Source organism: Embleya sp. AB8, from assembly GCF_049739465.1.
GTDB lineage: Bacteria > Actinomycetota > Actinomycetes > Streptomycetales > Streptomycetaceae > Embleya.
On record NZ_JBMHHY010000043.1, the window covers coordinates 18,201 to 44,489 of the forward strand.

Annotated in this window: 25 protein-coding genes; 24 read left to right on the top strand and 1 reads right to left on the bottom strand. The window is 69.6% G+C overall.

Translation table 11 applies throughout. The features are described 5' to 3' along the window. Positions 1-13 precede the first annotated feature (13 nt). From lysA to ABIA38_RS41740, 23 genes are all read left to right on the top strand, one after another. Entirely contained in the window at positions 14-1,402 is a 1,389-nt protein-coding gene (lysA, locus tag ABIA38_RS41630; protein ID WP_424644210.1) for a diaminopimelate decarboxylase, read from the top strand. A gap of 329 nt (positions 1,403-1,731) precedes the next feature. Then, positions 1,732-3,024, top strand: a complete 1,293-nt coding sequence (locus ABIA38_RS41635) for a homoserine dehydrogenase (RefSeq protein WP_424644211.1) — start codon at positions 1,732-1,734, stop codon at positions 3,022-3,024. Positions 3,025-3,031: 7 nt separating this feature from the next. Beyond that, positions 3,032-4,114: a threonine synthase gene (gene thrC / locus ABIA38_RS41640; protein WP_424644212.1), complete on the top strand. Its 1,083-nt coding sequence runs from the start codon at positions 3,032-3,034 to the stop codon at positions 4,112-4,114. A gap of 520 nt (positions 4,115-4,634) precedes the next feature. Beyond that, on the top strand, positions 4,635-5,549 hold the full coding sequence (gene thrB, locus ABIA38_RS41645) for a homoserine kinase (protein ID WP_424644213.1): 915 nt from the start codon (positions 4,635-4,637) through the stop codon (positions 5,547-5,549). 578 nt (positions 5,550-6,127) lie between these two features. After that, positions 6,128-8,245, top strand: a complete 2,118-nt coding sequence (gene rho / locus ABIA38_RS41650) for a transcription termination factor Rho (protein ID WP_424644214.1) — start codon at positions 6,128-6,130, stop codon at positions 8,243-8,245. A gap of 218 nt (positions 8,246-8,463) precedes the next feature. Beyond that, the gene (gene rpmE, locus ABIA38_RS41655) at positions 8,464-8,688 is read left to right on the top strand and encodes a 50S ribosomal protein L31 (protein ID WP_424644215.1); all 225 of its coding nucleotides are present in this window, start codon (positions 8,464-8,466) and stop codon (positions 8,686-8,688) included. Positions 8,689-8,853: 165 nt separating this feature from the next. Next, the gene (gene prfA / locus ABIA38_RS41660; RefSeq protein WP_424644254.1) at positions 8,854-9,909 is read left to right on the top strand and encodes a peptide chain release factor 1; all 1,056 of its coding nucleotides are present in this window, start codon (positions 8,854-8,856) and stop codon (positions 9,907-9,909) included. Positions 9,910-9,919: 10 nt separating this feature from the next. Then, positions 9,920-10,765 (top strand): peptide chain release factor N(5)-glutamine methyltransferase, encoded by an 846-nt coding sequence (gene prmC / locus ABIA38_RS41665; protein WP_424644216.1) that lies wholly within the window; start codon positions 9,920-9,922, stop codon positions 10,763-10,765. 127 nt (positions 10,766-10,892) lie between these two features. Then, complete coding sequence (locus tag ABIA38_RS41670) at positions 10,893-11,540, top strand: L-threonylcarbamoyladenylate synthase (RefSeq protein WP_424644217.1); 648 nt, start codon at positions 10,893-10,895, stop codon at positions 11,538-11,540. Beyond that, the gene (locus ABIA38_RS41675) at positions 11,537-12,202 is read left to right on the top strand and encodes a low molecular weight phosphatase family protein (RefSeq protein WP_424644218.1); all 666 of its coding nucleotides are present in this window, start codon (positions 11,537-11,539) and stop codon (positions 12,200-12,202) included. The genes ABIA38_RS41670 and ABIA38_RS41675 overlap by 4 nt, the downstream gene beginning before the upstream one ends. Positions 12,203-12,341: 139 nt before the next feature. Then, positions 12,342-13,625 (top strand): serine hydroxymethyltransferase, encoded by a 1,284-nt coding sequence (glyA, locus tag ABIA38_RS41680; protein ID WP_424644219.1) that lies wholly within the window; start codon positions 12,342-12,344, stop codon positions 13,623-13,625. A gap of 209 nt (positions 13,626-13,834) precedes the next feature. Then, complete coding sequence (locus ABIA38_RS41685) at positions 13,835-15,190, top strand: MraY family glycosyltransferase (RefSeq protein ID WP_424644220.1); 1,356 nt, start codon at positions 13,835-13,837, stop codon at positions 15,188-15,190. A gap of 236 nt (positions 15,191-15,426) precedes the next feature. Beyond that, positions 15,427-15,792 carry a hypothetical protein gene (locus ABIA38_RS41690; RefSeq protein ID WP_424644221.1) on the top strand — a complete coding sequence of 122 codons (366 nt, stop codon included), beginning with the start codon at positions 15,427-15,429 and terminating at the stop codon, positions 15,790-15,792. A gap of 133 nt (positions 15,793-15,925) precedes the next feature. Further along, positions 15,926-16,108 (top strand): AtpZ/AtpI family protein, encoded by a 183-nt coding sequence (locus ABIA38_RS41695; RefSeq protein ID WP_395865992.1) that lies wholly within the window; start codon positions 15,926-15,928, stop codon positions 16,106-16,108. An 86-nt stretch (positions 16,109-16,194) separates the two neighbouring features. Then, on the top strand, positions 16,195-17,010 hold the full coding sequence (gene atpB, locus ABIA38_RS41700; RefSeq protein WP_424644222.1) for a F0F1 ATP synthase subunit A: 816 nt from the start codon (positions 16,195-16,197) through the stop codon (positions 17,008-17,010). Between the two features lie 77 nt (positions 17,011-17,087). Continuing rightward, positions 17,088-17,318, top strand: coding sequence for an ATP synthase F0 subunit C (gene atpE, locus ABIA38_RS41705; protein WP_424644223.1), 231 nt, complete (start codon positions 17,088-17,090; stop codon positions 17,316-17,318). 32 nt (positions 17,319-17,350) lie between these two features. Continuing rightward, positions 17,351-17,908 carry a F0F1 ATP synthase subunit B gene (locus tag ABIA38_RS41710; protein ID WP_424644224.1) on the top strand — a complete coding sequence of 186 codons (558 nt, stop codon included), beginning with the start codon at positions 17,351-17,353 and terminating at the stop codon, positions 17,906-17,908. After that, entirely contained in the window at positions 17,908-18,726 is an 819-nt protein-coding gene (locus ABIA38_RS41715) for a F0F1 ATP synthase subunit delta (protein ID WP_424644225.1), read from the top strand. The genes ABIA38_RS41710 and ABIA38_RS41715 overlap by 1 nt, the downstream gene beginning before the upstream one ends. 145 nt (positions 18,727-18,871) lie before the next feature. Then, a complete protein-coding gene (gene atpA, locus ABIA38_RS41720; protein ID WP_424644226.1) occupies positions 18,872-20,515 on the top strand; it encodes a F0F1 ATP synthase subunit alpha in 1,644 nt (547 codons plus the stop codon). Between the two features lie 20 nt (positions 20,516-20,535). Then, complete coding sequence (locus ABIA38_RS41725) at positions 20,536-21,444, top strand: F0F1 ATP synthase subunit gamma (protein WP_424644227.1); 909 nt, start codon at positions 20,536-20,538, stop codon at positions 21,442-21,444. A 5-nt stretch (positions 21,445-21,449) separates the two neighbouring features. Beyond that, positions 21,450-22,898, top strand: coding sequence for a F0F1 ATP synthase subunit beta (gene atpD, locus ABIA38_RS41730; protein ID WP_424644228.1), 1,449 nt, complete (start codon positions 21,450-21,452; stop codon positions 22,896-22,898). A 202-nt stretch (positions 22,899-23,100) separates the two neighbouring features. Next, entirely contained in the window at positions 23,101-23,475 is a 375-nt protein-coding gene (locus ABIA38_RS41735) for a F0F1 ATP synthase subunit epsilon (protein ID WP_424644229.1), read from the top strand. A gap of 79 nt (positions 23,476-23,554) precedes the next feature. After that, on the top strand, positions 23,555-24,136 hold the full coding sequence (locus ABIA38_RS41740) for a DUF2550 domain-containing protein (protein WP_424644230.1): 582 nt from the start codon (positions 23,555-23,557) through the stop codon (positions 24,134-24,136). Positions 24,137-24,182: 46 nt separating this feature from the next. On the opposite strand, the gene ABIA38_RS41745 is transcribed toward ABIA38_RS41740, so the two are convergent. Continuing rightward, positions 24,183-24,755 carry a cob(I)yrinic acid a,c-diamide adenosyltransferase gene (locus ABIA38_RS41745; protein WP_424644231.1) on the bottom strand — a complete coding sequence of 191 codons (573 nt, stop codon included), beginning with the start codon at positions 24,753-24,755 and terminating at the stop codon, positions 24,183-24,185. Between the two features lie 106 nt (positions 24,756-24,861). On the opposite strand from ABIA38_RS41745, the gene murA reads away from it, so the two are divergent. Beyond that, the gene (murA, locus tag ABIA38_RS41750) at positions 24,862-26,142 is read left to right on the top strand and encodes a UDP-N-acetylglucosamine 1-carboxyvinyltransferase (RefSeq protein WP_424644232.1); all 1,281 of its coding nucleotides are present in this window, start codon (positions 24,862-24,864) and stop codon (positions 26,140-26,142) included. Positions 26,143-26,289 lie beyond the last annotated feature (147 nt).

Here is a 26,289-nt window from a genome sequence, read left to right on the forward strand (position 1 = left end):
GGAGCACCACGACATGAGCCGCTCCGCCCACCCCGCCGGTCCCCGGCACGCGGACGTCCTGCCCGACGGCGCGCCGCCGATCGCGCCCGAGGACCTGGCCCTGCTCGATCCGAAGATCTGGTCGGCCAACACCGAGCGCGGGGCCGACGGCGTGGTCACCGTCGCCGGCCTGGACGTGCGCGACCTCGCCCGCGAGTTCGGCACCCCCGCCTACATCCTGGACGAGGCCGACTTCCGGGCCCGCTGCCGCGCCTGGCGCGAGGCGTTCGAGGGCGCCGACGTGTTCTACGCGGGCAAGGCATTCCTGTGTCGCGCGCTGGTGCGCTGGATCGCCGAGGAGGGCCTGAACCTGGATGTGTGCACGGCCGGCGAACTGGCCGTCGCACTGTCCGCGGGCATGGACCCGGCCCGGATCGCCTTCCACGGCAACAACAAGTCCACCGACGAACTCGACCGCGCCCTTGAGGCGGGCGTCGGCCGGATCGTGGTCGACTCGTTCGAGGAGATCAGCCGCCTCGCCTTCCTCGCCGATCGGCGCGGCGTCCGCCAGCAGGTGCTGGTCCGGATCACCGTCGGGGTCGAGGCGCACACCCACGAGTTCATCGCCACCGCGCACGAGGACCAGAAGTTCGGCTTCTCGCTCGCCGACGGGCAGGCCGCCGAGGCGGTCCGCCGGATCCGCAAGCTCGAATCGCTCGAACTGATCGGCCTGCACTCGCACATCGGCTCGCAGATCTTCGACACCGCCGGCTTCGAGGTGGCCGCCCGCCGGGTGGTCGCCCTGCTGGTCGCGGTCCGCGACGAACACGGCGTCGAGCTGCCGGAGATCGACCTCGGCGGCGGCCTGGGCATCGCCTACACCTCCGCCGACGACCCGCAGTCGCCCGCCACCATCGCCGGCTCGCTCCTGGACATCGTCCGCCGCGAATGCGCCGCCGCCGGCCTGGCCGCGCCGCGCCTGTCGGTCGAACCCGGCCGGGCGATCGCCGGGCCCGGCACCTTCACGCTCTACGAGGTCGGCACCATCAAGCCGCTCGAGGGCCTGCGTACCTACGTCAGCGTCGACGGCGGCATGTCGGACAACATCCGCACCGCGCTCTACGACGCCGAGTACACCGTCACCCTCGTCTCCCGGACCAGCCACGCCGCGCCGATGCTCTCGCGCGTGGTCGGCCGGCACTGCGAGTCCGGCGACATCATCGTGCGCGACGCGTACCTGCCCGCCGACCTGGCCCCCGGCGACCTGGTCGCGGTGCCCGCCACCGGCGCCTACTGCCGGTCGATGGCGAGCAACTACAACCACGTCACCCGCCCGCCGGTGATCGCGGTCCGCGACGGCGCGGCGCGCGTGATCGTGCGGCGCGAGACGGAAGAGGACCTGCTGCGCCTCGACGTCGGCTGAACCGGGCCGGCCGGGAAATCGCCCGACGAGAGCAGTCGGAAGCAGCCGGAAGCAGCCGGAAGCAGCCGGGAGCAGCGGGGAGCAGCGGGGAGCAGCCGGAAGCAGTCGGACAAGAACAACGGAACTTTCGGGGGGCGCCGCGTGGCGGCCCCCGAACGCGGGAGAAAGTCCCGTCGGCACCAAGCGAGGCCGCAAGAATCGTCGTCTCGGATCCTGGACCCTCCCCGGTTCGGGGAATGATCCGAGCGACACTTGACGGCACTGCCCGTCTCCGGAAACCGGTCGGACGGCAGACTCGGACAACCTTTGTCTTCGAGAAGTGAGGTCGGATGATGCGTACGCAGCCGCTGAAGGTGGCGCTGCTCGGTTGTGGTGTGGTCGGCTCCGAAGTGGCCCGCATCATGACGACGCACGCGACCGACCTCGCCGCCCGAATCGGCGCCCCGATCGAACTCGCCGGAGTGGCCGTGCGCCGCGCCGGGCGCGAGCGCGCGGGCATCGACCCCGCGCTGATCACCACCGACGCGGTCGAACTGGTCAAACGCGACGACGTCGACGTGGTGATCGAGGTGATCGGCGGCATCGAGCCCGCCCGCGGCCTGATCCTGTCCGCGATGGAGCACGGCGCCTCGGTGGTCTCGGCGAACAAGGCGCTGCTCGCCGAGGACGGCTCGACGCTGCACGCCGCCGCCGCGAAACACGGCGTGGACATCTACTACGAGGCCGCCGTCGCGGGCGCGATCCCGCTGCTTCGCCCGCTGCGCGAGTCGCTCGCCGGGGACCGGGTGGAGCGGGTGCTCGGCATCGTCAACGGCACCACCAACTTCATCCTGGACCGGATGGACTCCACCGGCGCCGGCTTCGCCGAGGCGCTCGACGAGGCCACCGCGCTCGGCTACGCCGAGGCCGATCCCACCGCCGACATCGAGGGCTTCGACGCCGCCGCCAAGGCCGCGATCCTGGCCGGGCTGGCGTTCCACACCCGGGTCACCGCCGCCGACGTCTACCGCGAGGGCATCACCGAGGTCAGCGCCGCCGACGTGGCCAGTGCCAAGGCGATGGACTGCGTGGTCAAGCTGCTGGCGATCTGCGAGCGCGGCGCCGACGGGCAGAGCGTGAGTGCCCGCGTACACCCCGCGATGATCCCGCGCGCGCACCCGCTCGCGTCCGTGCGCGAGGCGTACAACGCGGTCTTCGTCGAGTCCGAGGCGGCCGGCCAATTGATGTTCTACGGCCCCGGCGCGGGCGGCGCGCCGACCGCCAGCGCGGTGCTCGGCGACCTGGTCGCGGTCTGCCGGCACAAGCTCTCCGGTACGACCGGGCCCGGCGAATCGGCGTACGCCCAGCTCACCCCGCAGCCGGTGGGCATCGCCCGGACCCGCTACCACCTCAGCCTGGACGTGGCCGACCGGGCCGGCGTACTGGCCCAGGTCGCCGCGGTGTTCGCGCAGCACGACGTGTCCATCGACACGGTGCGTCAGCAGGGCCGGGACGGGGATGCCACACTCGTGATCGTCACCCATACCGCCACCGACGCCGCGCTCGCGGCGACCGTCGCCGACCTGCGCGGTATGGACATCGTCCGGGACATCGCCGGCATCATGCGGGTCGAAGGGGAGTAGAGACACCGTGAGCGCGCTCAAGGAAAGCGTCCGCACCACTCAGTGGCGCGGGGTCATCGAGGAATACCGGGATCGCCTGCCGGTCTCGGCGAACACACCCGTGATCACCCTGCGTGAGGGTGGTACGCCGCTGGTCCCGGCCCAGGTGCTCTCCGAGCGCACGGGATGTGACGTTCACCTCAAGGTCGAGGGCGCCAACCCGACCGGGTCCTTCAAGGACCGCGGCATGACGATGGCGATCTCCAAGGCCAAGGAGGCGGGCGCGCGGGCGGTGATCTGCGCGTCCACCGGCAATACCTCGGCCTCCGCCGCCGCCTACGCGGTGCGCGCCGGGATGGTCTGTGCGGTGCTCGTGCCGCAGGGCAAGATCGCGCTGGGCAAGATGGGCCAGGCGCTCGTGCACGGCGCGCGCATCCTCCAGGTCGACGGCAACTTCGACGACTGCCTGACCCTGGCCCGCGATCTGGCCGAGAAGTATCCGGTCGCGCTGGTGAACTCGGTCAACCCGGTGCGCATCGAGGGCCAGAAGACCGCCGCCTTCGAGATCGTGGACATGCTCGGCGACGCGCCCGACATCCACGTGCTCCCGGTCGGCAACGCGGGCAACATCACCGCGTATTGGCAGGGCTACAACGAGTACGCGGCGGACGGCCTGGCCACCCGCCGACCCCGCATGTGGGGCTACCAGGCGGCCGGTTCGGCGCCGCTGGTGGGCGGTGCGCCGGTGCTCTCGCCGCAGACCATCGCCACCGCGATCCGGATCGGCAACCCGGCCTCGTGGCACTTCGCGATCGCCGCGCGGGACGAATCCGGGGGCCACATCGAGTCGGTGACCGACCGTCAGATCCTCTCGGCGTATCGCCTGCTGGCCGCGCAGGAGGGCGTGTTCGTCGAGCCCGCCTCCGCCGCGAGTGTGGCCGGACTGCTCCAGGCGGCCGAACAGGGCCGGGTCGACCCGGGCCAGCGGATCGTCTGCACGGTGACCGGAAACGGCCTCAAGGACCCGGACTGGGCCGTCGCCGGCGCGCCCAAGCCGGTCGTGGTGCCGATCGACGCCGCGGCCGCCGCCGCGCAACTCGGCCTCGGCTGACCGGTCGGGCCCGGCGTTTGCCCGGCGTCGGACACCGGCCGGATTTCGGCCGGATTCCGGCCCCGAAACCGCCCCGATAGCGGGCGAGGGGCGGATACTGGAAGGACCGGAAACCGGTCCGATACCCGCGGGCGATAATCCACGCGGGGAAGGTACCGGTACGAAAAAGCGCCGGTAGGGAAAAGCGACAAGATCAAACCAGGGCGGTCGACGGTCGGCCGTCGACCGCCCTCGGTCCATTTCGATCCATTTTCTCGTACCGATCCGGCGTTGCCCCGCAGCAATTCGACGCCGACCGGTACCAATCCCACGACGCGGTGGTTACGGTGTCCCGCGAGGGAACGCACCTTCGGTAGGCTGATCACCGGACGCGGCCTTCCACTCGTTCCGCGGCGCATGCCGCCCGAGTCTCGCGTCTGTTCCTGCCGTTCCGCAGCACCCGCGATTTCCCGAACGCGCCATCGGTTCGGATCGTCCCGCGAAGGTGCCCGGAACTCCACGAGGAGGAGTGTCCACGCGTATGGCCGGCCCCGCATTCCGTGCCGCCCCCGTCCGGGTTCGCATCCCGGCCACGAGCGCCAACCTGGGCCCCGGGTTCGACGCGTTCGGACTCGCGCTCGGACTGTACGACGACGTCGCCGTCCGGGTCGCGGACGAGGGCTTGTCGATCGACATCGCCGGTGAGGGCGCCGAGGACCTGTCCCGGGACGAGAACCACCTGGTGGTCCGCGCCGCGTACGCCGCGTTCGAGGCGATGGGCGGCCGACCGCCCGGGCTCGACGTGGTCTGCGCCAATCGCATCCCGCACGGACGCGGTCTGGGCTCGTCCGCAGCGGCGATCTGCGCCGGGGTGATCGCCGCCCGGGCGCTGACCATAGGCGGCGCCGAACGGCTCGACGACGAGGCAACGTTGGCCCTGGCCACCGAACTCGAGGGCCACCCGGACAACGTCGCGGCGTGTCTGCTCGGCGGCTTCACCATCGCCTGGACCGACGAGGACGGACCCCGGGCGGTGCGAGCGACCCCCGACCGGGGTATATCTCCCGTCGTGTTCGTACCCGCCACCCCACTGTCCACCGAGGTCGCGCGCGGTCTGCTGCCGGCCAAGGTGACCCATCGCGACGCCGCGGCGAACGCGGCGCGGGCCGGCCTGCTGGTCACCGCGCTGACCTCGCGGCCCGACCTGCTGTTCGCCGCGACCGAGGACCGGTTGCACCAGACCTACCGAGCGCCCGCGATGCCCGCGAGCGCCGAATTGATCGACAAGCTGCGCGCACAGGGGATGGCCGCGGTCGTCTCCGGCGCGGGGCCGACCGTACTCGCCCTGGTCACATCCGACCGCGTGGACGAGGCGATCGGCAGTGCCGGGCCCGATTGGGTGGTTCGGCAATTGCACGTGGACGGAGCCGGAGCAAGCGTCATGCCACTGGCGTGACCTGCGCACTCGCTGTTCGTTGGCAGTGCGTCCGGTAGCGCGTGGCCGGCCCGCCGGCACCCTCGGCGCAGCCGGGCGACGGGGCGGCGACGGTGGTGGATCCGTTCACTCCACTGCACTACCGCAGGAAGCTGGTCTGCTGCAGGAAGAAAAAATGGGCTGCGCCGGGGGAGCGATGGGGTGGGGGAATGTCTCGTGGGTCCGGTAGTGTTAGCGTCATCACCGCACCAGATCCCCCACCCGCACAGGGTTGGGCGCGTTCGGTGCTCTGTGGCCACGATCCTTTGGGAGTTTCCCCTCCTGCCTGTCCTTCGTGACGAACGTGGCTCCCCGATACAGACCGGCGGAACCACCGCGCCGCGTCGAGCACATCCCGGGGACCCGAGGGCACTTCCCCTACAGGAATACGAGCCCCCACAGGCATACATGAGCCCGATCCCCGCAGTACTGGGCACATTTTCGACGATTCCCGCCATCCGGCGGACCACCGCACCGGACCGCACTGGAAGCGGGACGGACAGCACAACCGGTCGCCGAGCCCCCTCAAGGCCGACGCCCGCTCCAGGGAAGGACCCTTCGTGAGCGACACCACCGAACTCATGGACGCAACGCCGCAGGCCGCGTCCGCCTCGGGTGACGCGGCTGCCACCGCGGACGCACCCGCTCCCGCCACGCGGCGCCGCCGCTCGACGGGCACCGGCCTCAACGGCATGGTGTTGGCGGAGCTGCAGCAGGTCGCCACCGGTCTCGGCATCAGCGGCACCGGCCGCATGCGCAAGAGCCAGCTGATCGAGGCCATCCAGGCGAAGCAGGGTGGTTCGGACGCCGCTCCCGCCGCCGCTGCCGCCACGAAGCCGGCCCGGGCGACCAGGGCCAAGGCCGCCGCCGCGGCGGACAACGGCGCGGCGCCCGCCGAGGCCCCCGCCGCCGAGGCGCCGCCGGTCGCGGAGGCGCCCACCCGGGCCCGCCGCGCCGCCCGCACGCGGGTCGCGGTCGAGACCGCGCCGCAGATCGAGATCCCGGTACAGGCCGCCGCCGAGGCGCCCGCCAACGGCCGCACCCGGCGCGAGCAGGGGGAGCCGACGGCGGAGGCCGTCGAGGCCCCCACCCGCCGCCGCGGCGAGCGCACCGAGCGCCCCGAGCGCACCGGTGACGACCAGGGCGAGCAGCGCGAGGGCGGCGAGCGGGAAGGCCGCCGCGAGCGTCGCGAGCGCGGCCAGAACCGGCGCGACCGCGGCGAGCGCAACAACAACGAGCGCGGCGAGCGGACCGAGCGCGCCGAGCGCCCGGAGCGCGGCGACCGCGCCGACCGGCCCGACCGCGGCGAGCGCACCGACCGCGGCGACCGCGGCAACAACGAGCGCGGCGCCGACCGGGCCGAGCGCACCGACCGCGGCGAGCGCGGCAAGCAGCAGCAACAGCAGCAGGACAACGGTCCGCTGGACTCCGACGACGACTTCGAGGGCGGCGGCCGGCGGCGTCGTGGCCGCTACCGCGACCGCAACCGTCGGCGCGGCGGCCGTGAGGGCTTCGAGACCAACGAGCCCGTGCTGGCCGACGACGACGTCCTGGTCCCGGTCGCGGGCATCCTGGACATCCTCGACAACTACGCCTTCGTGCGGACCTCGGGCTACCTGCCCGGCTCCAACGACGTCTACGTCTCGCTCGCCCAGGTGCGCAAGAACGGCCTGCGCAAGGGTGACGCGATCGTCGGCGCGGTGCGCCAGCCGCGCGACGGTGAACGTCGGGAGAAGTTCAACGCCCTCGTGCGCCTGGACACGGTCAACGGCATGGAGCCGGAACAGGCGCGGCAGCGCTCCGACTTCAACAAGCTGACCCCCCTCTACCCGCAGGACCGGCTGCGCCTGGAGACCGACTCCAGCGCACTGACCACGCGGATCATCGACCTCGTGTCGCCGATCGGCAAGGGCCAGCGCGGGCTCATCGTCGCGCCGCCCAAGGCGGGCAAGACGATGGTGCTCCAGGCGATCGCCAATGCGATCACGGTGAACAACCCCGAGTGCCACCTGATGGTCGTGCTCGTGGACGAACGCCCCGAAGAGGTCACCGACATGCAGCGGTCGGTCAAGGGCGAGGTCATCTCCTCGACCTTCGACCGGCCCGCCGAGGACCACACGATCGTCGCCGAGCTGGCCATCGAGCGGGCCAAGCGCCTGGTCGAGCTGGGCCACGACGTGGTCGTGCTGCTCGACTCGATCACCCGCCTGGGCCGCGCCTACAACCTCGCGGCGCCCGCCTCCGGCCGGATCCTCTCCGGTGGTGTCGACTCGACCGCGCTCTACCCGCCGAAGAAGTTCTTCGGCGCCGCGCGCAACATCGAGAACGGCGGCTCGCTGACCATCCTGGCCACCGCACTGGTCGAGACCGGCTCGCGGATGGACGAGGTGATCTTCGAGGAGTTCAAGGGCACCGGCAACATGGAGCTCAAGCTCGACCGCAAGCTCGCCGACAAGCGGATCTTCCCGGCGGTGGACGTGGACGCGTCCAGCACCCGCAAGGAAGAGATCCTGATGGCCTCGGACGAACTCGCGGTCGTCTGGAAGCTGCGCCGGGTGCTGCACGCCCTCGACCAGCAGCAGGCCATCGAGCTGCTCCTGGACAAGATGAAGAAGACCAAGAGCAACGGCGAGTTCCTGATGCAGATTCAGAAGACCACGCCGATGCCGAACGACTAGTCCTCGGACTCGTCGTACGGAATGTAAGCCACAAGACGCAAGACAAGACACGGCGTCGGCCGGGAGGGAATGCCGCGACACAGGTCGTGGTTGGGCGGTACAGACCCTGATTTGGGTCCGGTCGCCCCCTCCTGGCAGACTGCTCTGTCGGCCCCGGTTCACGTGACGCCCAGTCGGGCGTACGACCCGGCGCCCTCCCGAACCTCAAGGAGACTCCTGTGAAGCCCGACATCCACCCCGAGTACGTGGAGACCACCGTCACCTGTGGCTGTGGTTCGACGTTCACCACGCACAGCACCGCGACCAGCGGCCAGATCCGCGTCGAGGTCTGTTCGCAGTGTCACCCGTTCTACACGGGCAAGCAGAAGATCCTCGACACGGGTGGCCGTGTGGCGCGCTTCGAGAAGCGCTTCGGTACGCAGCCGGTGGGCGGCAAGAAGTAGCGACCCTGCGGCGCCGGAGGTGCGGTGGGCCTGTCCAAGGTCCGTCCCGCGCCTCCGGCGCCGTTCGTTTGTCTCCGGAAGTCGTCGACACCGATCCCGCCGAGTTCGCGGCCGAGCGGCCACACCCGCGGCCATACCCAGAGGAGCCCCCCAGTGTTCGAGGCGATGGACGACCTGCTCGCCGAGCACGCCGACCTGGAGCGGCAACTCGCCGACCCGGCCGTGCACACGGACCAGACGCGCGCGCGCAACCTCGGCCGGCGCTACGCCGAACTGGGGCCGATCGTGGACGCCTACCGGCAGTGGGCGATGGCCAGCGACGATGTCGAGGCCGCCCGCGAACTGGTCGCCGAGGACCCGGATTTCGCCGCCGAGGCGGCCGAGGCCGAGGAGCGCCGCGAGGAATCCGCGGAGAAGTTGCGCCGGCTGCTCGTGCCGCGCGACCCGGCCGACGACAAGGACGTGATCCTGGAGGTCAAGGCGGGCGAGGGCGGCGAGGAGTCGGCCCTGTTCGCCGGCGACCTGCTGCGGATGTACCTGCGCTACGCCGAGCGGGCGGGCTGGAAGACCGAGATCCTCGAGGCCAACGAGTCCGATCTGGGCGGCTACAAGGACGTCCAGGTCGCGGTCAAGACCAAGGGCAACCCGGCGCCCGGCGAGGGCGTCTACGCCCGGCTGAAGTTCGAGGGCGGTGTGCATCGCGTGCAGCGGGTGCCCGCCACCGAGTCGCAGGGCCGCATCCACACCTCCGCGGCCGGCGTCCTGGTGTTGCCCGAGGCGGCGGACGTCGAGGTCGAGATCAACGCCAACGACCTGCGCATCGACGTCTACCGCTCGTCCGGCCCCGGCGGCCAGTCGGTCAACACCACCGACTCCGCAGTGCGCATCACACACCTGCCGACCGGCATCGTGGTCTCCTGCCAGAACGAGAAGAGCCAGCTCCAGAACAAGGAGTCGGCGATGCGCATCCTGCGCGCCCGAATGCTCGCCGCGGCCCAGGAGGAGGCCGACAAGGAGGCCTCCGACGTGCGGCGCAGCCAGGTCCGTACGGTGGACCGTTCCGAGCGCATCCGGACGTACAACTTCGCGGAAAACCGGATTTCCGACCACCGCGTGGGCTATAAGGCGTACAACCTGGACCAGGTGCTCGACGGCGACCTCGATCCGGTCATCCAGGCGTGTGTGGACGCCGACATGGCCGCTCGGCTCGCCCACCAATAACGGAGACGAGATGAACCTGCTGCTCGCCGAGGTGGCCCAGGCCACCCTGCGACTGGCCGACGCGGGTGTTCCCTCTCCGCGCTTCGATGCCGAGGAACTCGCGGCGTTCGTGCACGGCGTCAAGCGGGGCGCGTTGCACACCGTCGCGGACGGCGACTTCGACGCGCGGTTCTGGGAGGCCATCGCCCGCCGCGAGGCCCGCGAGCCGTTGCAGCACATCACCGGGCGCGCCTTCTTCCGCTACCTCGAACTCCAGGTGGGTCCCGGCGTGTTCGTGCCCCGCCCGGAGACCGAGGTGGTGGTCGGCTGGGCGATAGACGCGCTGCGCGCGATGGACGTGGCCGAGCCGCTGGTGATCGACCTGTGCACCGGCTCGGGGGCGATCGCGCTGGCCGTCGCCCAGGAGGTGCCGCGCTCGGTGGTGCACGCGGTCGAGCTGGACCCGGGGGCGTACGGCTACGCGCAGCGCAACGCGAGCGGCTCGCGGGTGATCCTGCACCGGGGCGACGCGCTCGCCGCGCTTCCGGAGCTGGACGGCACGGTCGACCTGGTCATCTGCAATCCGCCCTACGTGCCGCTGGAGGAGCGGGACGAGATGGCCCCCGAGGCGCGTGACCACGATCCCGAGTTGGCGCTGTTCTCCGGGCCGGACGGGCTCGACTTCATCCGGATCCTGGCCAAGACCGCCTACCGGCTGCTGCGGCCGGGCGGCCTGGCCGTGGTCGAGCACGCCGACACGCAGGGCGGCGCGGTGCCGTGGATCTTCAACGAGGAGGCCGGCTGGGTGGACGCGGCCGATCACCGCGACCTGACCAACCGCCCCCGGTTCACCACCGCCCGCAAGGAAGGCGCGTGAACCGCGCGCCCGCACCGCTCGCGGCACCGGCACCACCCGTACCACGCGCAGTGGTCGCACCATCCGCACCATTCGCGCCATGCGCAGTTTCCGTACCGCCCGTACCGTTTCCGGAGGTAAGTGCCCGATGAGCCGACGCTACGACTGCTCCGACGCGATGGACCGCGGGCTCGGGCTGCGGGAGGCGACCGGGTCGATCAAGCGCGGCGATCTGGTCGTGCTGCCGACGGACACCCTGTACGGGATCGGTGCGGACGCGTTCACCCCGCACGCGGTGCACGCGTTGCTGGACGCCAAGGGGCGGGGCCGCAACATGCCCTCGCCCGTCCTGGTCGGCTCGCCGAACACGCTGCACGGGCTGGTCACCGGATTTCCCGAGGTGGGCTGGGAACTGGTCGACGCCTTCTGGCCGGGGGCGCTGACCATCGTCGCCTTCCACCAGCCGTCGCTGATGTGGGACCTGGGCGACACGCGCGGCACGGTCGCGGTGCGGATGCCGCTGCACCCGGTGGCGATCGAACTGCTCACCGAGACCGGGCCGATGGCGGTCAGCAGCGCGAATCGATCCGGCAACCCGCCGGCCACCACCGTCGACGACGCGCAGGCCCAGCTCGGCGACTCGGTGTCGGTGTACCTGGACGGCGGTACGTGCCCCTCGACCGCGCCGTCCTCGATCGTCGACCTGACCGCCGGTCGGCCGCGGCTGCTGCGCGAGGGTGCCCTGTCCCTGGAGACGTTGCGCGAGGTCGTACCCGACCTGGAGGGCGTGAATTGACCGCGCCACCTCCGTCTCCCCATCCGGGAGGGCACTCCTACGGGCCCTACGGGTCCGGCTCGGCCGACGCGTTTCGGATCCTGTTCGTGTGCACCGGGAGCATCTGTCGCTCGCCGATCGCCGAACGGCTCGCGCGCCTCGGCCTGGAGCGCCGGCTCGCGGCCGACGACGCCGTGCGGCTGAGCGTGCAGAGCGCCGGGACCTGGGGACACGAGGGCGCGCCGATGGAGCCGCACGCGGCCGAGGTGTTGCTCGAATACGGCGCCGATCCCGGCGACTTCCACGGCCGCGAGCTGCTCGACGAGCACGTGGCCGAGGCGGACCTGGTGCTCACCGCGACGCTGGATCATCGGGCGCACGTGGTGTCGATGGGGCATGCCTCGGGGCTGCGCACGTTCACCCTCAAGGAGTTCACCCGGTTGGTCGCGGTGTTGGAGCGGGCCCCATACCCCGAGCGCGACCTGGTCCGGCGCGGCCGGTCGCTGGTGCGGGCCGCCGCGGCGCTGCGCGGGCGGTTGGCCGCGCCCGATCCCGAGTGGGACGAGGTGGCCGATCCGTACGGCGCGCCGCTGAGCGTGTTCCGGGCCTGCGCCTCCGACATCGGCTCTGCGCTGGATCCGGTGCTCACCGCGCTCACCGGGCACCCCGCGCACAGCCGCTGACCGACGGGTCGGCGTACCGGTCGCGACCGCCCGCGCGCGGCGGCCGGGAACCGGGCCGAATCGGCCCGGGAAGAGCCTGTCCGTGCTCCGACCCCCGGCCTATGGTGGAGAGGTCTCTGCGGCCTTGAGGAGCAGTCCCATGGGCACTCCCGACTCCACGCCAACTCCGTTCTGGGGACCGGACTTCGCCGCGCTCGAGGCGAGCGATCCGGAACTCGCCGAGGTGCTCCTGGCCGAGCTGGCCCGACAGCGCGGCGGCCTCCAGTTGATCGCCGGCGAGAACTTCACCTCCTCGGCGGTGCTGGCCGCACTGGGCAGCACGCTCGCCAACAAGTACGCCGAGGGCTACCCCGGCCGGCGCTACTACGGCGGTTGCGCCGAGGTGGACCGGGCCGAGCGGCTCGCGGTGGCCCGGGCCCGGGCGCTGTTCGGCGCCGAACACGCCAACGTGCAGCCGCATTCGGGCACCGCGGCGAACCTGGCGGCCTACGCGGCGTTGCTCGCGCCGGGCGATCCGATCCTGGCCATGTCGCTGCCGCACGGTGGGCATCTCACCCACGGCTCGCGGGTGAACTTCTCCGGGCGCTGGTTCGACGTGCTCGCCTACGGGGTCCGCGAGAGCGACGAGCGGATCGACTACGACCAGGTCAGGGACCTGGCCCGGGCACATCGGCCGAGGCTGATCGTGTGCGGCGCGACGGCATATCCGCGACTTGTCGATTTCGCCGCATTTCGACAGATCGCCGATGAGGTGGGCGCGTTCCTGATGGTCGACGCGGCGCATTTCATCGGCTTGGTCGCGGGCGACGCGGTGCCCTCGCCCGTTCCGTACGCGGACGTGGTCACCTGCACCACGCACAAGGTGCTGCGCGGGCCGCGCGGCGGACTGATCCTGTGCCGCGAGGAGTTCGCCGAGCGGATCGACCGCGCGGTGTTCCCGTTCAGTCAGGGCGGCCCGCACATGCACACGGTGGCCGCGAAGGCGGTCGCGCTCGCCGAGGCGGCCGGCCCGGCGTACCGGGTCTACGCCCGCCGGGTGGTGGCCAACGCACAGGCACTCGCGCAGGGTTTGCAGGCCGAGGGCATGCGGCCGGTCTCCGGCGGTACCGACACCCACCTGGCGCTGCTCGATCTGCGGGCGATCGGCGTCAGCGGGAGCGACGCGGAACGGCGTTGCGAGCGGGCCGGGATCACGCTGAACAAGAACGCGCTGCCGTTCGACCCGGTCAAGCCGACGATCGCGTCCGGGATCCGGGTCGGTACGGCCGCGGTGACCACGCAGGGGATGACCGAGACGGACATGAAGGAGATCGCGCTGCTGCTCGGTCGGGCGGTGCGCGAGGACCACGAAACGACGCTGCGCGAGGTGCGCGCGGCGGTCGGCGAACTGGTGGCGACCCATCCGGTCTACCCGCGCCGGTGAACCCGTCGCACGGCGATACCGGCCCGGGGTGGCTGGGACCGGGGTGACTGTGGTTACGTGTGGGGCGACGGGCCGGTGGCGGTGCCACCGTGCATCGTGCGATCGTCCCTCGCCGGCGAAGGCTCGGCGATTCTCCCGGGGAGCGGCGGCACGTCTAGTCTGAGCCCGTGCTGCCGCTGGAATGGTCCGAAGCCGGGGACGGTTGAGTCTTGCGCGAATACCTGCTCACGCTGTTCGTCGCCGCCGCGGTGACCTACCTGCTGACGGGCGCGGTCCGCCGGTTCGCGATCGCCGCCGGGGCGATGCCCGAGATTCGCGCGCGCGACGTGCACAAGGAGCCGACACCGCGGCTCGGCGGGCTGGCGATGTTCGGCGGATTGTGCGCGGGATTGTTGATGGCCCGGCATCTGCCGGTGCTGGAGGAGGTGTTCACCTCCACGACCGACGTACAGGCGCTGCTGTCGGGGTGCACGCTGATCTCGGTGCTCGGGGTGATCGACGACAAGTGGGGCGTCGACGCGATCATCAAGCTGCTCGGGCAGGCGCTCGCCGCCGGGGTGATGGTCTGGCAGGGCATCGTGATCCTGTGGCTGCCGATCCCCGGTTACGGCCCGGTCAGTCTGACGCCGACCCAGGGTTCGTTGTTGACCATCGGCATAGTGGTCATCACGATCAACGCGGTGAACTTCGTGGACGGCCTGGACGGACTCGCGGCTGGCATGGTGTGCATCGCGGCGCTGGCGTTCTTCGGCTATTCGTACCGGCTGTGGTTCGGCTACGGCGTCTCGGCCGCCGCCGCGCCGACGTTGTTCAGCGCGCTCCTGGTCGGGATGTGTATCGGCTTCCTGCCGCACAACCTGCACCCCGCGCGGATCTTCATGGGCGACTCCGGCTCGATGCTGATCGGATTGATGCTGGCCGCCGCCGCGGTCACCGTCACCGGACGGATCGACCCGGCCGCGATCGCGGCGCAAAACGACGGCTCGATCGCCTTCACCACGCACAAGCTGGTGCCGGTCTACATCCCGCTGGTGTTGCCGTTCGCGGTGCTCGTGGTGCCGCTGATGGACCTGGTGATGGCGGTCGGTCGGCGTGGCTGGGCCGGGCGTTCGCCGTTCGCGGCGGACAAGGGCCACCTGCACCACCGGCTCCTGGAGATCGGCCACTCGCACGGCCGCGCGGTGCTGATCATGTACTTCTGGTCGGGCCTGATCGCGTCGTTCACGGTGCTCATCTCGGTCCGTCCGGAGCGCCGGCCGATCGTCTACGTGGGCCTCGGGCTGATCGCGGTCGGCCTGGTGTTCCTGATGTTGCCGCGCTTCAAGCCGCACCTGCCCACGGAGTTGCACAGCGTGGTTCCGCCGCGTTATCGCCGGCTGCGCCGAGGCAAGCGGGACGCGAACGTTCCGTTCGAACGGATGGTTCCCGGCGATTCGGCGGGGGTACGCCTGAACGGAGCAACCGCCACACCTGCCACAGGGCCCGCAACGGACCCCAAAGACCCCTCCCGACCAGCGCATTTGCCTGCGGGGAGAGGGTCGCGAAAAGGTGGTGCAGGGCTGTGAGCTTGTACACACGAACGGGTAAAGCTCTGCTCAAATAGTTTGTGATATCGTTCACGAACCAGGATCAACAGCCGATGAACCCCCAGCAACGAGGGTTCGGTTCGTCAACGGCCCGTCCCGCGCGTTGCGTCGCCCCGAGCGCGAGTTCGAGCGACTGATCCACCCCCTTGCCCCCCACTGATGCCGGAGTCACCGACATGCAGGCCAATGACGTCCGCCTTCTCCGTGGTTCGGTCGTGCCCACGACCGCCGCCGGAGTGATCGCGGCGGTCGCGGCTTTCCTCGCAGCCGGTGGCAAAGGACTCCTCGGCGCGGCTTTCGCCACCGTGGTCGTCCTGGCCTTCTTCGTGATCGGCCAGGTCGCGATCGGACGGATCTCGCGCGACAACCCCATGATGATGATGAACATGGCGCTGTTCACCTACATCGTGCAGATCCTGCTCCTGGGGTTGGTTTTGTTCCTGTTCAAGGACACCACGGCGTTCGACACGAAGGTGTTCGGACTCACCATCCTCGGGGCCACGCTGATCTGGGTCGCCACGCAGGTATGGGTCTTCACCAGGCTGAAGATCGCCTACGTCGAGCCGGACGGAGAGCGATGACACACGCACAACGCCCTTCGGGCGCGACGCGGTGCAAACGGGCCGGGTATGTAGCCATGACGCCGGTACTGCTAATGTCCGGGGCGTCATGAGCGAGAGAGGCCCCCGTCCACCGGACCGAGAGAATCGGGCGATGGACGGTGCCGCATGGTCGAGTGTCGGTTACCTGCTGAGCGGCATGCTGGTCTACGGCGGCATCGGCTGGCTGATCGACCGGTGGACAGGTCACTCCGCACTGTTCCTGCCGATCGGCCTGGTCGTCGGAATCGCTCTGGCCCTTGTTCTTGTCTTTGTCCGCCACGGCAGGTCCTCCTGACCGGGCCCTGTTGCGTGCCGCTCCGTGGCCCTCGCCACGCCGACACATCGAGGTAGCCGAAATCATGCTTCACGACGAAGGAGTCGGTGGTGACTGCTGACGTCCAGACGCTCGCCAGCGAGAGCGGATGTCACCTGTTCTCCGGGTGCGGCTTCCCCTCGCCCGGGCTGAACGTCTTCGAGTTCAAGCCGATCTTCTCCATCGGGGCCTTCGACTTCACGAAGCCGATGTTGCTCGCGCTCATCTCGATGCTGTTGGTGATCGGGTTCTTCTGGACCGCCTTCGCCAAGCCCAAGATGGTGCCGCGCGGCGCGCAGAACGTCGGCGAGTTGGGCTACCTGTTCGTTCGCGACAACATCTCGCGCGAAACGATCGGCAAGAAGGGTGACGCGTACGTCCCCTTCCTGTTCTCGATCTTCTTCTTCGTCTGGGTCATGAACGTGATGGCGATCATCCCGTTCGCCCAGTTCCCCGCGACTTCGCGGATCGCCTTCCCGGCATCGATCGTCGGCGTCGTGTATGTGACCTACCTGGTCGTCGGTATCAAGAACCAGGGCTTCGTCGGTTACTTCAAGAACATGATGTTCCCGCCCGGTCTGCCGAAGGCGATCTACTTCCTCCTCGCGCCGATCGAACTGCTGCAGGGTCTGATCACCCGGCCGTTCACGATGGCGGTCCGACTGTTCGCGAACATGTTCGCCGGACACATGCTGATCGTCACGTTCAGCGTCGGCGCGTGGTATCTGCTCGGCTTCCACGTCGGGGCCCTGTACTCGGCGACCTCGTTCCTGGTCGTCGTCATCCTGACCGGCTTCGAGCTGTTGATCCAGGCGCTTCAGGCGTACATCATCACGCTGCTCGCCGCCTCGTATCTCTCCAGCTCACTCGAAGCCGAGCACTGAGAGACCCGCAAACCTCCTCTCTCCTCGACCGTCGTCCGGTGGATCGTCCATCGGCCTCGAAAAAAGGATCAGTTCCCATGATGAACCTCGCCGCTGGCGTCTCTGGCAGCCTCGGTTCCATCGGTTACGGCCTCGCCGCGATCGGCCCCGGTATCGGTATCGGCATCATCTTCGGTAACGGTGTCCAGGCGATGGCCCGTCAGCCCGAAGCCGCCGGTCTGGTCCGCCAGAACATGCTGCTCGGCTTCGCCCTCGCCGAGGCGCTCGCCCTCATCGGCGTCGTCATGCCGTTCGTCTACGGCAAGTAATTCATCCGATACGGACGGAAGGTCCTCACACCGTGATTTTCTTCGCCAACAGCGAGGAGAAGATGAACCCTCTTCTCCCGCCGCTCGACGAGATCATCATCGGTGGCGTGGCGTTCCTCATCGTTTTCGGCTTCCTGTGGAAGGTGCTCCTTCCCAAGATCGCGAAGACGCTGGCGGACCGTACGGACGCCATCGAGGGCGGTCTCAAGCGCGCCGAAGAGGCGCAGGCCGAGGCCCAGGCCGAGCTGGAGCGCTACCGCGCCCAGCTCGCCGAAGCCCGTCGTGAGGCCGGCCGCCTCACGGAGGACGCCCGCGAGCAGGGTGCGGTCACCATCGCCGAGATGCGTGCCGAGGGTCAGCGGATCAAGGACGAGATCGTCACCGCCGGCCACACCCAGATCGAGGCCGACCGCAACCAGGCCCAGAACGCGCTGCGTCAGGACGTCGGCCGACTCGCCGTCGACCTCGCGTCGCGCATCGTCGGGGAGTCGCTCGAGGACGAGGCGCGCCAGCGTCGGGTCGTCGACCGCTTCCTGGCGGAGCTGGAGGCGAAGGCTTCCGCCGGAGCGACCGCGGAGAAGGTGCGCTGATGCAGGGCGGCGCCAGCAGGGAATCCCTCGCCGCGGCCCGTGAGCGCCTGGACGCGCTCGCGACCGCGACCGGTACCGACATGGTCCAGTTGGCCCAGGAGCTCGACTCCGTGGTCATCCTGCTCGACCGGACGGTGTCGCTGCGCCGGGTCCTCACCGACTCGTCGCGCTCCGGGCAGGCCCGCGCGGCCTTCCTGACGCAGCTCCTCTCCGGTCAGATCTCCGGTACCACGGCCGATCTGCTCGGCGGACTCGTCCACACGCGCTGGTCGCGGCCGACCGACCTGGTCGACGCGGTCGCCGAACTCTCGGTGTCCGCCGAGCTGATCGCCGCCGAGCGCGACGGGAAGCTCGACGACCTCGAGGACGAGCTGTTCCGGTTCGGCCGGATCGTGGCGGGTGAGCGCGAGTTGCGCTCCGCCCTGACCGACCCGGGCGTCTCGAACGAGCGCAAGGCCGAATTGGTCTCCGGTCTGTTGGCGGAACGGGTCCAGCCCGTCACCCGTCGACTGATCACCAGGCTTGTCGCACACCCGCGCAGCCGTAACCTTGAACACGGGCTCGAGTCGTACGCGCGCCTTGCCGCCGATCGCCGGCGGCGGATGGTCGCGTTGGTCACGGTCGCCCTGCCCCTCACCGAGGAGCAGCGCACCCGCTTGGCCGCGGCGCTGGGCCGGATGTACGGCCGCGAGGTCCACCTCAACGTGGAAATCGATGCCGACGTCATCGGCGGGGTCCGCGTGGAGATCGGTGACGACGTCATCGACGGCACCGTGACCACACGTCTCGAAGAAGCGGGCCGACGGCTCGCCGGTTGAGACACCGGACGACAGGGGCGAATCAGGCCACCCGGGGAAACCCCCGGATCGGCCCGGCGAGCCCCACAGCAGCACCGCGGTTCCGTACGACAAGCGACGGACAGCGGACCGTTAACCCCACCACCTAGGAGAGCAGGGACACCAGATGGCGGAGCTCACGATCCGGCCGGAGGAGATCCGGGACGCGCTGGAGCGCTTCGTCGCCTCGTACGAGCCGGAGACGGCCGCGCGCGAAGAGGTCGGTACCGTCACCGAGGCGTACGACGGCATCGCCAAGGTCGAGGGCCTGCCCTCGGTCATGACGAACGAGCTGCTCAGGTTCGAGGACGGCACCCTCGGTTTGGCGCAGAACCTCGACGTCCGCGAGATCGGTGTCGTCATCCTCGGTGACTTCAGCGGCATCGAAGAGGGCCAGAAGGTCCGTCGTACGGGCGAAGTGTTGTCGGTTCCGATCGGTGACGGCTACCTGGGTCGCGTCGTCGACCCGCTGGGCCAGCCGATCGACGGCCAGGGCGAGATCGCCTCGGAGGGTCGCCGCGCGCTGGAGCTGCAGGCTCCCGGCGTGATGATGCGCAAGTCGGTGCACGAGCCGATGCAGACCGGCATCAAGGCGATCGACGCGATGACCCCGATCGGCCGCGGCCAGCGTCAGCTGATCATCGGCGACCGGCAGACCGGCAAGACCGCGGTGTGCCTGGACACGATCATCAACCAGCGCGACAACTGGCGCTCGGGCGACCCGAAGAAGCAGGTTCGCTGCATCTACGTCGCGATCGGCCAGAAGGGCACGACCATCGCGTCCGTGCGCCGCTCGCTCGAAGAGGCCGGCGCGCTGGAGTACACCACGATCGTCGCCGCCCCGGCGTCCGACCCGGCCGGCTTCAAGTACCTGGCCCCGTACACCGGTTCGGCCATCGGCCAGCACTGGATGTACCAGGGCAAGCACGTGCTCATCGTGTTCGACGACCTGTCGAAGCAGGCCGAGGCGTACCGCGCCGTGTCCCTGCTGCTGCGCCGCCCGCCGGGGCGCGAGGCGTACCCGGGCGACGTGTTCTACCTGCACTCGCGTCTGCTCGAGCGTTGCGCGAAGCTCTCGGACGAGCTCGGCGGCGGTTCGATGACCGGTCTGCCGATCATCGAGACCAAGGCGAACGACGTGTCGGCGTACATCCCGACCAACGTCATCTCGATCACCGACGGCCAGTGCTTCCTGGAGTCCGACCTGTTCCTGCAGGGCGTGCGCCCCGCGGTCAACGTCGGTATCTCGGTCTCGCGAGTCGGTGGCTCCGCGCAGATCAAGGCGATGAAGAGCGTCGCCGGTCGACTGCGCGTCGACCTGGCCCAGTACCGCGAGCTGGAGGCGTTCGCGTCCTTCGGTTCCGACCTGGACGCCACCTCCAAGGCCTCGCTCCAGCGCGGTGCGCGCATGGTCGAGCTGCTCAAGCAGGGGCAGTTCGAGCCGTTCGCGATCGAGCTCCAGGTCGTCTCGATCTGGGCCGGCACCACCGGCAAGCTGGACGACGTGCCGGTGCAGGACATTCGGCGCTTCGAGAAGGAGCTGCACGAGTACCTCCAGCACAAGCACGCGGCGCTGCTCACCGCGATCGTCGAGACCGGCAAGCTGGAAGACGACACCGTGATGGCGCTCACCGACGCGGTGGACTCCTTCAAGCAGACGTTCACCAAGTTCGACGGCGAGCCGCTGATCCAGGACGTGGCCCCCGCCGGTCTGACAAAGGAAGACGTCGGCCAGGAGAAGATCACCCGTCACGTGGCCAAGTCCGAGTAAAGAACGGAGAACCCTGACCAATGGGAGCCCAACTTCGGGTCTACCGGCGTCGGATCCGTTCCGTGTCGGCGACCAAGAAGATCACGCGCGCCCAGGAGCTCATCGCGGCGTCGCGGATCGTGAAGGCGCAACAGCGCGTCGCGGCCTCCAAGCCGTACGCCGACGAGCTGACGCGCGCCGTATCCGCGGTCGCCACCTTCTCCAGCACGCAGCACCCGCTGACCACCTCGGTGGCCAACCCCACGCGGGCCGCGGTGTTGCTGGTAACCAGTGACCGCGGCTTCGCGGGCGGCTACAACTCGAATGCCATCAAGGCCGCCGAGCAGCTCACCAAGCTGCTCGAGGACGAGGGCAAGACGGTCAGCCGCTACGTGATCGGGTCCAAGGGCATCACGTTTTTCCAGTTCCGCGAGGTGGACCTGGCCGGGCAGTGGAAGGGATTCTCCGACCGCCCCGAGTACACCGATGCCAAGAAGGTGGCAGGTGAGCTGATCGACGCGTTCGTGACGCCCACCGACGAGGGCGGTGTGGACGAGATTCATCTCGTCAGCACCGAGTTCGTCTCCATGCTCACGCAGAGCCCGGTCGCGGTGCGGGTGCTCCCGTTGGCGGTCGAGGAGACGGACGAGCCGCCGGCCGGCGGTCCCTTCCCGCTCTACGACTTCGAGCCCTCGGCCGAGGGTGTTCTCGACGCACTGCTGCCGCGGTATGTGGAAAGTCGCATCTTCAACGCCCTGCTCCAGTCCGCGGCTTCCGAGCACGCGGCCCGGCGACGGGCGATGAAGTCGGCGACCGAGAATGCCGAAGACCTCATCCGGACCCTTTCTCGCCTGGCGAACAACGCTCGCCAGTCCGAGATCACCCAGGAAATCAGCGAGATCGTCGGTGGCGCCAACGCCTTGGCCGACGCGACCGCGGGGAGTGATTAGAAATCATGACTGCCACTGTTGAGACGGCCGCTGCCACGGGCCGCGTCGCCCGCGTCATCGGCCCGGTCGTCGACGTGGAGTTCCCCGTCGACGCGATGCCGGAGATGTACAACGCGCTGCACGTCGACTTGGACCTCACGGGCCAGGGCGAGGGGGAGGGCAAGACCACGCTCACCCTCGAGGTCGAGCAGCACCTCGCCGACGGCATGGTGCGCGCGATCTCGATGCAGCCCACCGACGGCCTCGTCCGCGGCGCCATCGTCAGGAACACCGGCGCGCAGATCTCCGTCCCCGTGGGCGACGTCACCAAGGGCCACGTGTTCAACGCCCTCGGCGAGGTCCTCGACGTGGACCGGGCGACCTTCGAGGTCACCGAGCGCTGGCCGATCCACCGCAAGGCGCCGGCCTTCGACCAGCTCGACTCGAAGACCGAGATGTTCGAGACCGGCATCAAGGTCATCGACCTGCTCACCCCGTACGTCAAGGGTGGCAAGATCGGCCTGTTCGGCGGTGCGGGCGTCGGCAAGACGGTGCTCATCCAGGAGATGATCGTCCGCGTCGCCCGACTGCACGAGGGTGTCTCGGTGTTCGCCGGCGTCGGCGAGCGCACCCGTGAGGGCAACGACCTCATGGAGGAGATGAAGGAGGCGGGCGTCTACGAGCAGACGGCGCTCGTCTTCGGCCAGATGGACGAGCCGCCGGGCACCCGGCTGCGGGTGGCGCTGTCGGCCCTGACCATGGCGGAGTACTTCCGCGATGTGCAGGAGCAGGACGTGCTGCTGTTCATCGACAACATCTTCCGGTTCACCCAGGCCGGTTCCGAGGTGTCGACGCTGCTCGGCCGGATGCCCTCCGCGGTGGGTTACCAGCCGACGCTCGCCGACGAGATGGGCACCCTCCAGGAGCGCATCACCTCGACGCGTGGTCACTCGATCACCTCGATGCAGGCGATCTACGTCCCCGCGGACGACCTCACCGACCCGGCCCCGGCGACCACGTTCGCGCACCTCGACGCGCTGACCGTGCTCTCGCGGCCGATCTCCGAGCTGGGCATCTACCCGGCCGTGGACCCGCTGGACTCCACCTCGCGCATCCTGGACCCGCGCTACGTCGCGCAGGACCACTACGACTGTGCGATGCGGGTGAAGAACATCCTGCAGAAGTACAAGGACCTCCAGGACATCATCGCGATTCTGGGCATGGACGAGCTGTCCGAAGAGGACAAGCTCACCGTGCACCGCGCGCGACGTATCCAGCGGTTCCTGTCGCAGAACACCCACGTGGCGAAGCAGTTCACCGGGCTCGACGGTTCGGACGTACCGCTGTCCGAGACCATCGAGGCGTTCAACGCGATCGCCGACGGCAAGTACGACCACGCTCCCGAGCAGGCGTTCTTCATGCTCGGTGGGCTGGACGACCTCGAGAAGAAGATCGCCGAGCTGAACAAGGGCTGACGATCGCCTGATCGACGAGGGGCGGTCCCGCATGGGTCCGCCCCTCGTGTCGGTTCCCGGTCCGACCGGTCCGGCCGCAAACCCGCCGGCGCCTGCGTCGGTTGGAGCCAGGCCCGTCCGGGCCACTATCCTTGAACACCACCCGTCCCGTGAGGGCGGAGGCGAAGACCCGCGTGTCTTCGACCCGACATGAGGAGCCACGTTGGCTGAGCTGCACGTCGAGCTGGTCGCGGCCGACCGCAAGGTGTGGTCCGGCGAGGCCACCATCGTCATCGCGCGCACCGCGGACGGCGACATCGGCATCCAGGCCGGTCACCAGCCGGTTCTCGGAGTGCTCGAATCAGGTCCGGTGACGATCCGTCAGGCCGACGGTTCGGTCGTCATCGCGGCCGTCCACGGCGGGTTCATCTCGTTCGCGGACAACAACCTCTCGCTGCTCGCGGAGATCACCGAGCTGGCCGACGAGATCGATGTCGCCCGCGCGGAGCGGGCCCTCGAGCGCGCCGGCGCGGCGAAGGACTCCAGCGCCGAGCGGCGCGCGGAAACGCGCCTGCTTGCCGCCCAGCGGCGGGTCTAGGGTCAGTCGCAGCACCAGAGCCCGGACCGACACACGGCCGGGACCACTGCTCAACGCGCGAACGAGGAGGTCGATCGGGATGGTCCTCGTTGTGCTGAGCGTGGTGTTGGCCGTGGTCGTCGTATTGGTGGTCGGTGTCGCGGCGTTCGCGCTGCGCCGCCGGCTGATCCAGCGACCGGGGGGCACCTTCGACTGTTCCCTGCGCACACGTCCACCGGTCGTAGCGGCCGGCGGAGCCGGTACCACCGACGCGGCGTCGTCCGGGCCTCAGGGCTCGGGGGGCGCCGCGTCCGCGTCTTCGGATCCGGCCGCCGCAGCGGAGGCCGAGGACGGCGATCCGGCGGCGCCGTCGGCCGATCCGGACCACGGCAAGGGTTGGGTGTTCGGGATCGCCCGGTACAGCGGCGATCGCATCGAGTGGTTCCGGGTGTTCAGCTACGCGCCGCGCCCGCGCCGGGTGTTGCAGCGGGCCGGGATCCAGGTGATCGGCCGCCGGGAGCCGGCCGGCCAGGAGGAGTTGGCGCTGCTCTCGGGCGCGGTGATCCTGGTCTGCGAACACGAGGGCGCGCGGATCGAACTGGCGCTCAGCGACGACGCGTTGACCGGCTTCCTGGCCTGGCTGGAAGCGGCGCCGCCGGGGCAACGGGTCAACGTGGCCTAGAGCCTGAAGACACGCCCTGGCAGCGCCGGTTCGCGCGTGCGCGCCGTCAGCGGTTGGCGCCGGGCACCCACAACACGTCGCCGACCTCGCGATTGGCGTGCCTGGCCAGGATGAAGAGCAGATCGGACAGGCGGTTGAGGTATTTCACCGTCAGCGGGTTCATCGAGTCGCCGTGCACTTCGAGGGCGGCCCACGTGGTGCGTTCCGCGCGGCGGGCCACCGTGCGGGCCTGGTGCAGGAGCGCGGCGCCGGGTGTGCCGCCGTTGAGGATGAAGCTGCGCAGCTTGGCCAGGTTCTCGTTGTACTCGTCGCAGGCCGCCTCGAGCGCGTCGATGTAGCCCTGTTCCACGCGCAGCGGTGGGTACTTGGGGTCCTCGACGACCGGTGTGGACAGGTCGGCGCCCAGGTCGAACAGGTCGTTCTGGATCCGGGTCAGCAGCTTGACCACGTCCTCGTCCAGGTTGCCCAGGGAGAGCGCGACGCCGATCACCGCGTTGGTCTCGTCCACGTCCGCGTAGGCCGCGAGTCGGGGATCGGTCTTGGCCGTGCGCGACATGTCACCCAACGCGGTGGTGCCGTCGTCGCCGGTACGGGTGTAAATCCGGGTGAGGTTGACCATGCTCGAACCCTAGTGCCGGGCGCGGCACCGGGCCCGATCCGGCGGCACGCTTTGTCCCGGCTTGGCTTCGTCCGTTGTGGGCCTCGGGAATCAGTACGATTCTCCGATGGACAGGTTCCGGGTGACAGGTGGTCAGCGACTCGTCGGCGAGGTGCGGATCACGGGCGCGAAGAACAGCGCGCTCAAATTGATGGCTGCCGCATTGCTCGCGGAGGGCACCACGGTGCTCGAGGAGGCACCCCGGATCCTCGACGTCGAGATCATGAGCGAGTTGCTCCGGCGGCTCGGCTGCGCGGTCGAGGGGGAGACCACCGGGACGGTACGGATCGACGTGCCGGCGGCGCCGCGCTTCGAGGCGGACTACGACCTGGTGCGCAGCATGCGGGCCTCGATCTGCGTGCTGGGGCCGCTGTTGGCCCGCTGCGGCGAGGTACACGTGGCCTACCCCGGTGGGGACGCGATCGGCTCGCGGGGCCTGGACATGCACATCGAGGGCCTGGTCAAGTTGGGCGCCACGGTGGAGAACTCGCACGGCATATTGATCGCCAAGGCGCCGCACGGGCTCAAGGGCACCACCGTATGGCTGGACTTCCCGAGCGTGGGCGCGACCGAGAACATCCTGATGGCCGCGGTGCTCGCGGACGGCCGCACGGTGATCGACAACGCGGCGCGCGAGCCGGAGATCGTGGACATCTGCTCGATGCTCACCGACATGGGCGCGCGGATCGAGGGCGCGGGCTCGTCGACCATCGAGATCGAGGGTGTCGAAGGGCTCAAGCCGGTGCGCCACCGCACCGTTCCGGACCGGATCGTGGCCTGCACCTTCGCCGTCGCGGCGGCGATGACGCTGGGGGACGTGACGGTGCGCAACGCGCATCCCGAGCATCTGGAGATCGCGCTCGACAAGTTGACCCTGGCCGGCGCGGAAGTCTCGCATGTGCGAGACGGCTTCCGGGTGGTGATGGACCGGCGACCCAAGGCGGTCGACGTGGTCACCCTGCCGTATCCCGGATTCGCCACCGACATGCAGCCGTTCTTCGCCGCGATGAACTCGATCGCCGAGGGCTCCGCGATGATCACGGAGAACCTGTTCGAGGCACGTTTCGTCTTCCTGCAGGAACTGCTTCGGCTGGGCGCCTCGATTCGCACCGACGGGCATCACGCGATCGTGCGCGGGGTCGAACAACTTTCCGGCGCACCGGTGTTGACCGCGGACATCCGAGCCGGCGCGGGTCTGGTGCTGGCCGGCCTGGTGGCCGACGGGGACACCACGGTGAGCGGCGTGCACCACATCGATCGTGGCTACACCGGCCTGGAGGTGCAGCTCCAGTCGCTCGGCGCGAAGATCGTCCGGGAGCCGGAGCCGGAGAGCACCTCACGTTTTTGACGGTCGGCGTCGGGGGTCGGCTCTCGGTCCTTCGGGTGTTGGGCCGATGGGCGGCGGGCAATCGGCGCATCATCTGACCATTCGTCACTGGTACGAGTGAAGTCCGGTGCGATGGGTGAGGATTATCGGGTTTTGGGTGTTCTTCTG

What these genes read in the sequence shown, in the direction of transcription:
- atpE (WP_424644223.1), top strand. Translation starts at nt 17,088, where the DNA reads ATGATGAACCTCGCCGCTGGCGTCTCTGGCAGCCTCGGTTCCATCGGT.
- glyA (WP_424644219.1), top strand. Translation starts at nt 12,342, where the DNA reads ATGGGCACTCCCGACTCCACGCCAACTCCGTTCTGGGGACCGGACTTC.
- ABIA38_RS41635 (WP_424644211.1), top strand. Translation starts at nt 1,732, where the DNA reads ATGATGCGTACGCAGCCGCTGAAGGTGGCGCTGCTCGGTTGTGGTGTG.
- murA (WP_424644232.1), top strand. Translation starts at nt 24,862, where the DNA reads ATGGACAGGTTCCGGGTGACAGGTGGTCAGCGACTCGTCGGCGAGGTG.
- lysA (WP_424644210.1), top strand. Translation starts at nt 14, where the DNA reads ATGAGCCGCTCCGCCCACCCCGCCGGTCCCCGGCACGCGGACGTCCTG.
- prfA (WP_424644254.1), top strand. Translation starts at nt 8,854, where the DNA reads ATGGACGACCTGCTCGCCGAGCACGCCGACCTGGAGCGGCAACTCGCC.
- ABIA38_RS41715 (WP_424644225.1), top strand. Translation starts at nt 17,908, where the DNA reads ATGCAGGGCGGCGCCAGCAGGGAATCCCTCGCCGCGGCCCGTGAGCGC.
- atpD (WP_424644228.1), top strand. Translation starts at nt 21,450, where the DNA reads ATGACTGCCACTGTTGAGACGGCCGCTGCCACGGGCCGCGTCGCCCGC.
- thrB (WP_424644213.1), top strand. Translation starts at nt 4,635, where the DNA reads ATGGCCGGCCCCGCATTCCGTGCCGCCCCCGTCCGGGTTCGCATCCCG.
- atpA (WP_424644226.1), top strand. Translation starts at nt 18,872, where the DNA reads ATGGCGGAGCTCACGATCCGGCCGGAGGAGATCCGGGACGCGCTGGAG.
- ABIA38_RS41725 (WP_424644227.1), top strand. Translation starts at nt 20,536, where the DNA reads ATGGGAGCCCAACTTCGGGTCTACCGGCGTCGGATCCGTTCCGTGTCG.
- ABIA38_RS41740 (WP_424644230.1), top strand. Translation starts at nt 23,555, where the DNA reads ATGGTCCTCGTTGTGCTGAGCGTGGTGTTGGCCGTGGTCGTCGTATTG.
- prmC (WP_424644216.1), top strand. Translation starts at nt 9,920, where the DNA reads ATGAACCTGCTGCTCGCCGAGGTGGCCCAGGCCACCCTGCGACTGGCC.
- ABIA38_RS41745 (WP_424644231.1), bottom strand. Translation starts at nt 24,755, where the DNA reads ATGGTCAACCTCACCCGGATTTACACCCGTACCGGCGACGACGGCACC.
- ABIA38_RS41670 (WP_424644217.1), top strand. Translation starts at nt 10,893, where the DNA reads ATGAGCCGACGCTACGACTGCTCCGACGCGATGGACCGCGGGCTCGGG.
- ABIA38_RS41695 (WP_395865992.1), top strand. Translation starts at nt 15,926, where the DNA reads ATGGACGGTGCCGCATGGTCGAGTGTCGGTTACCTGCTGAGCGGCATG.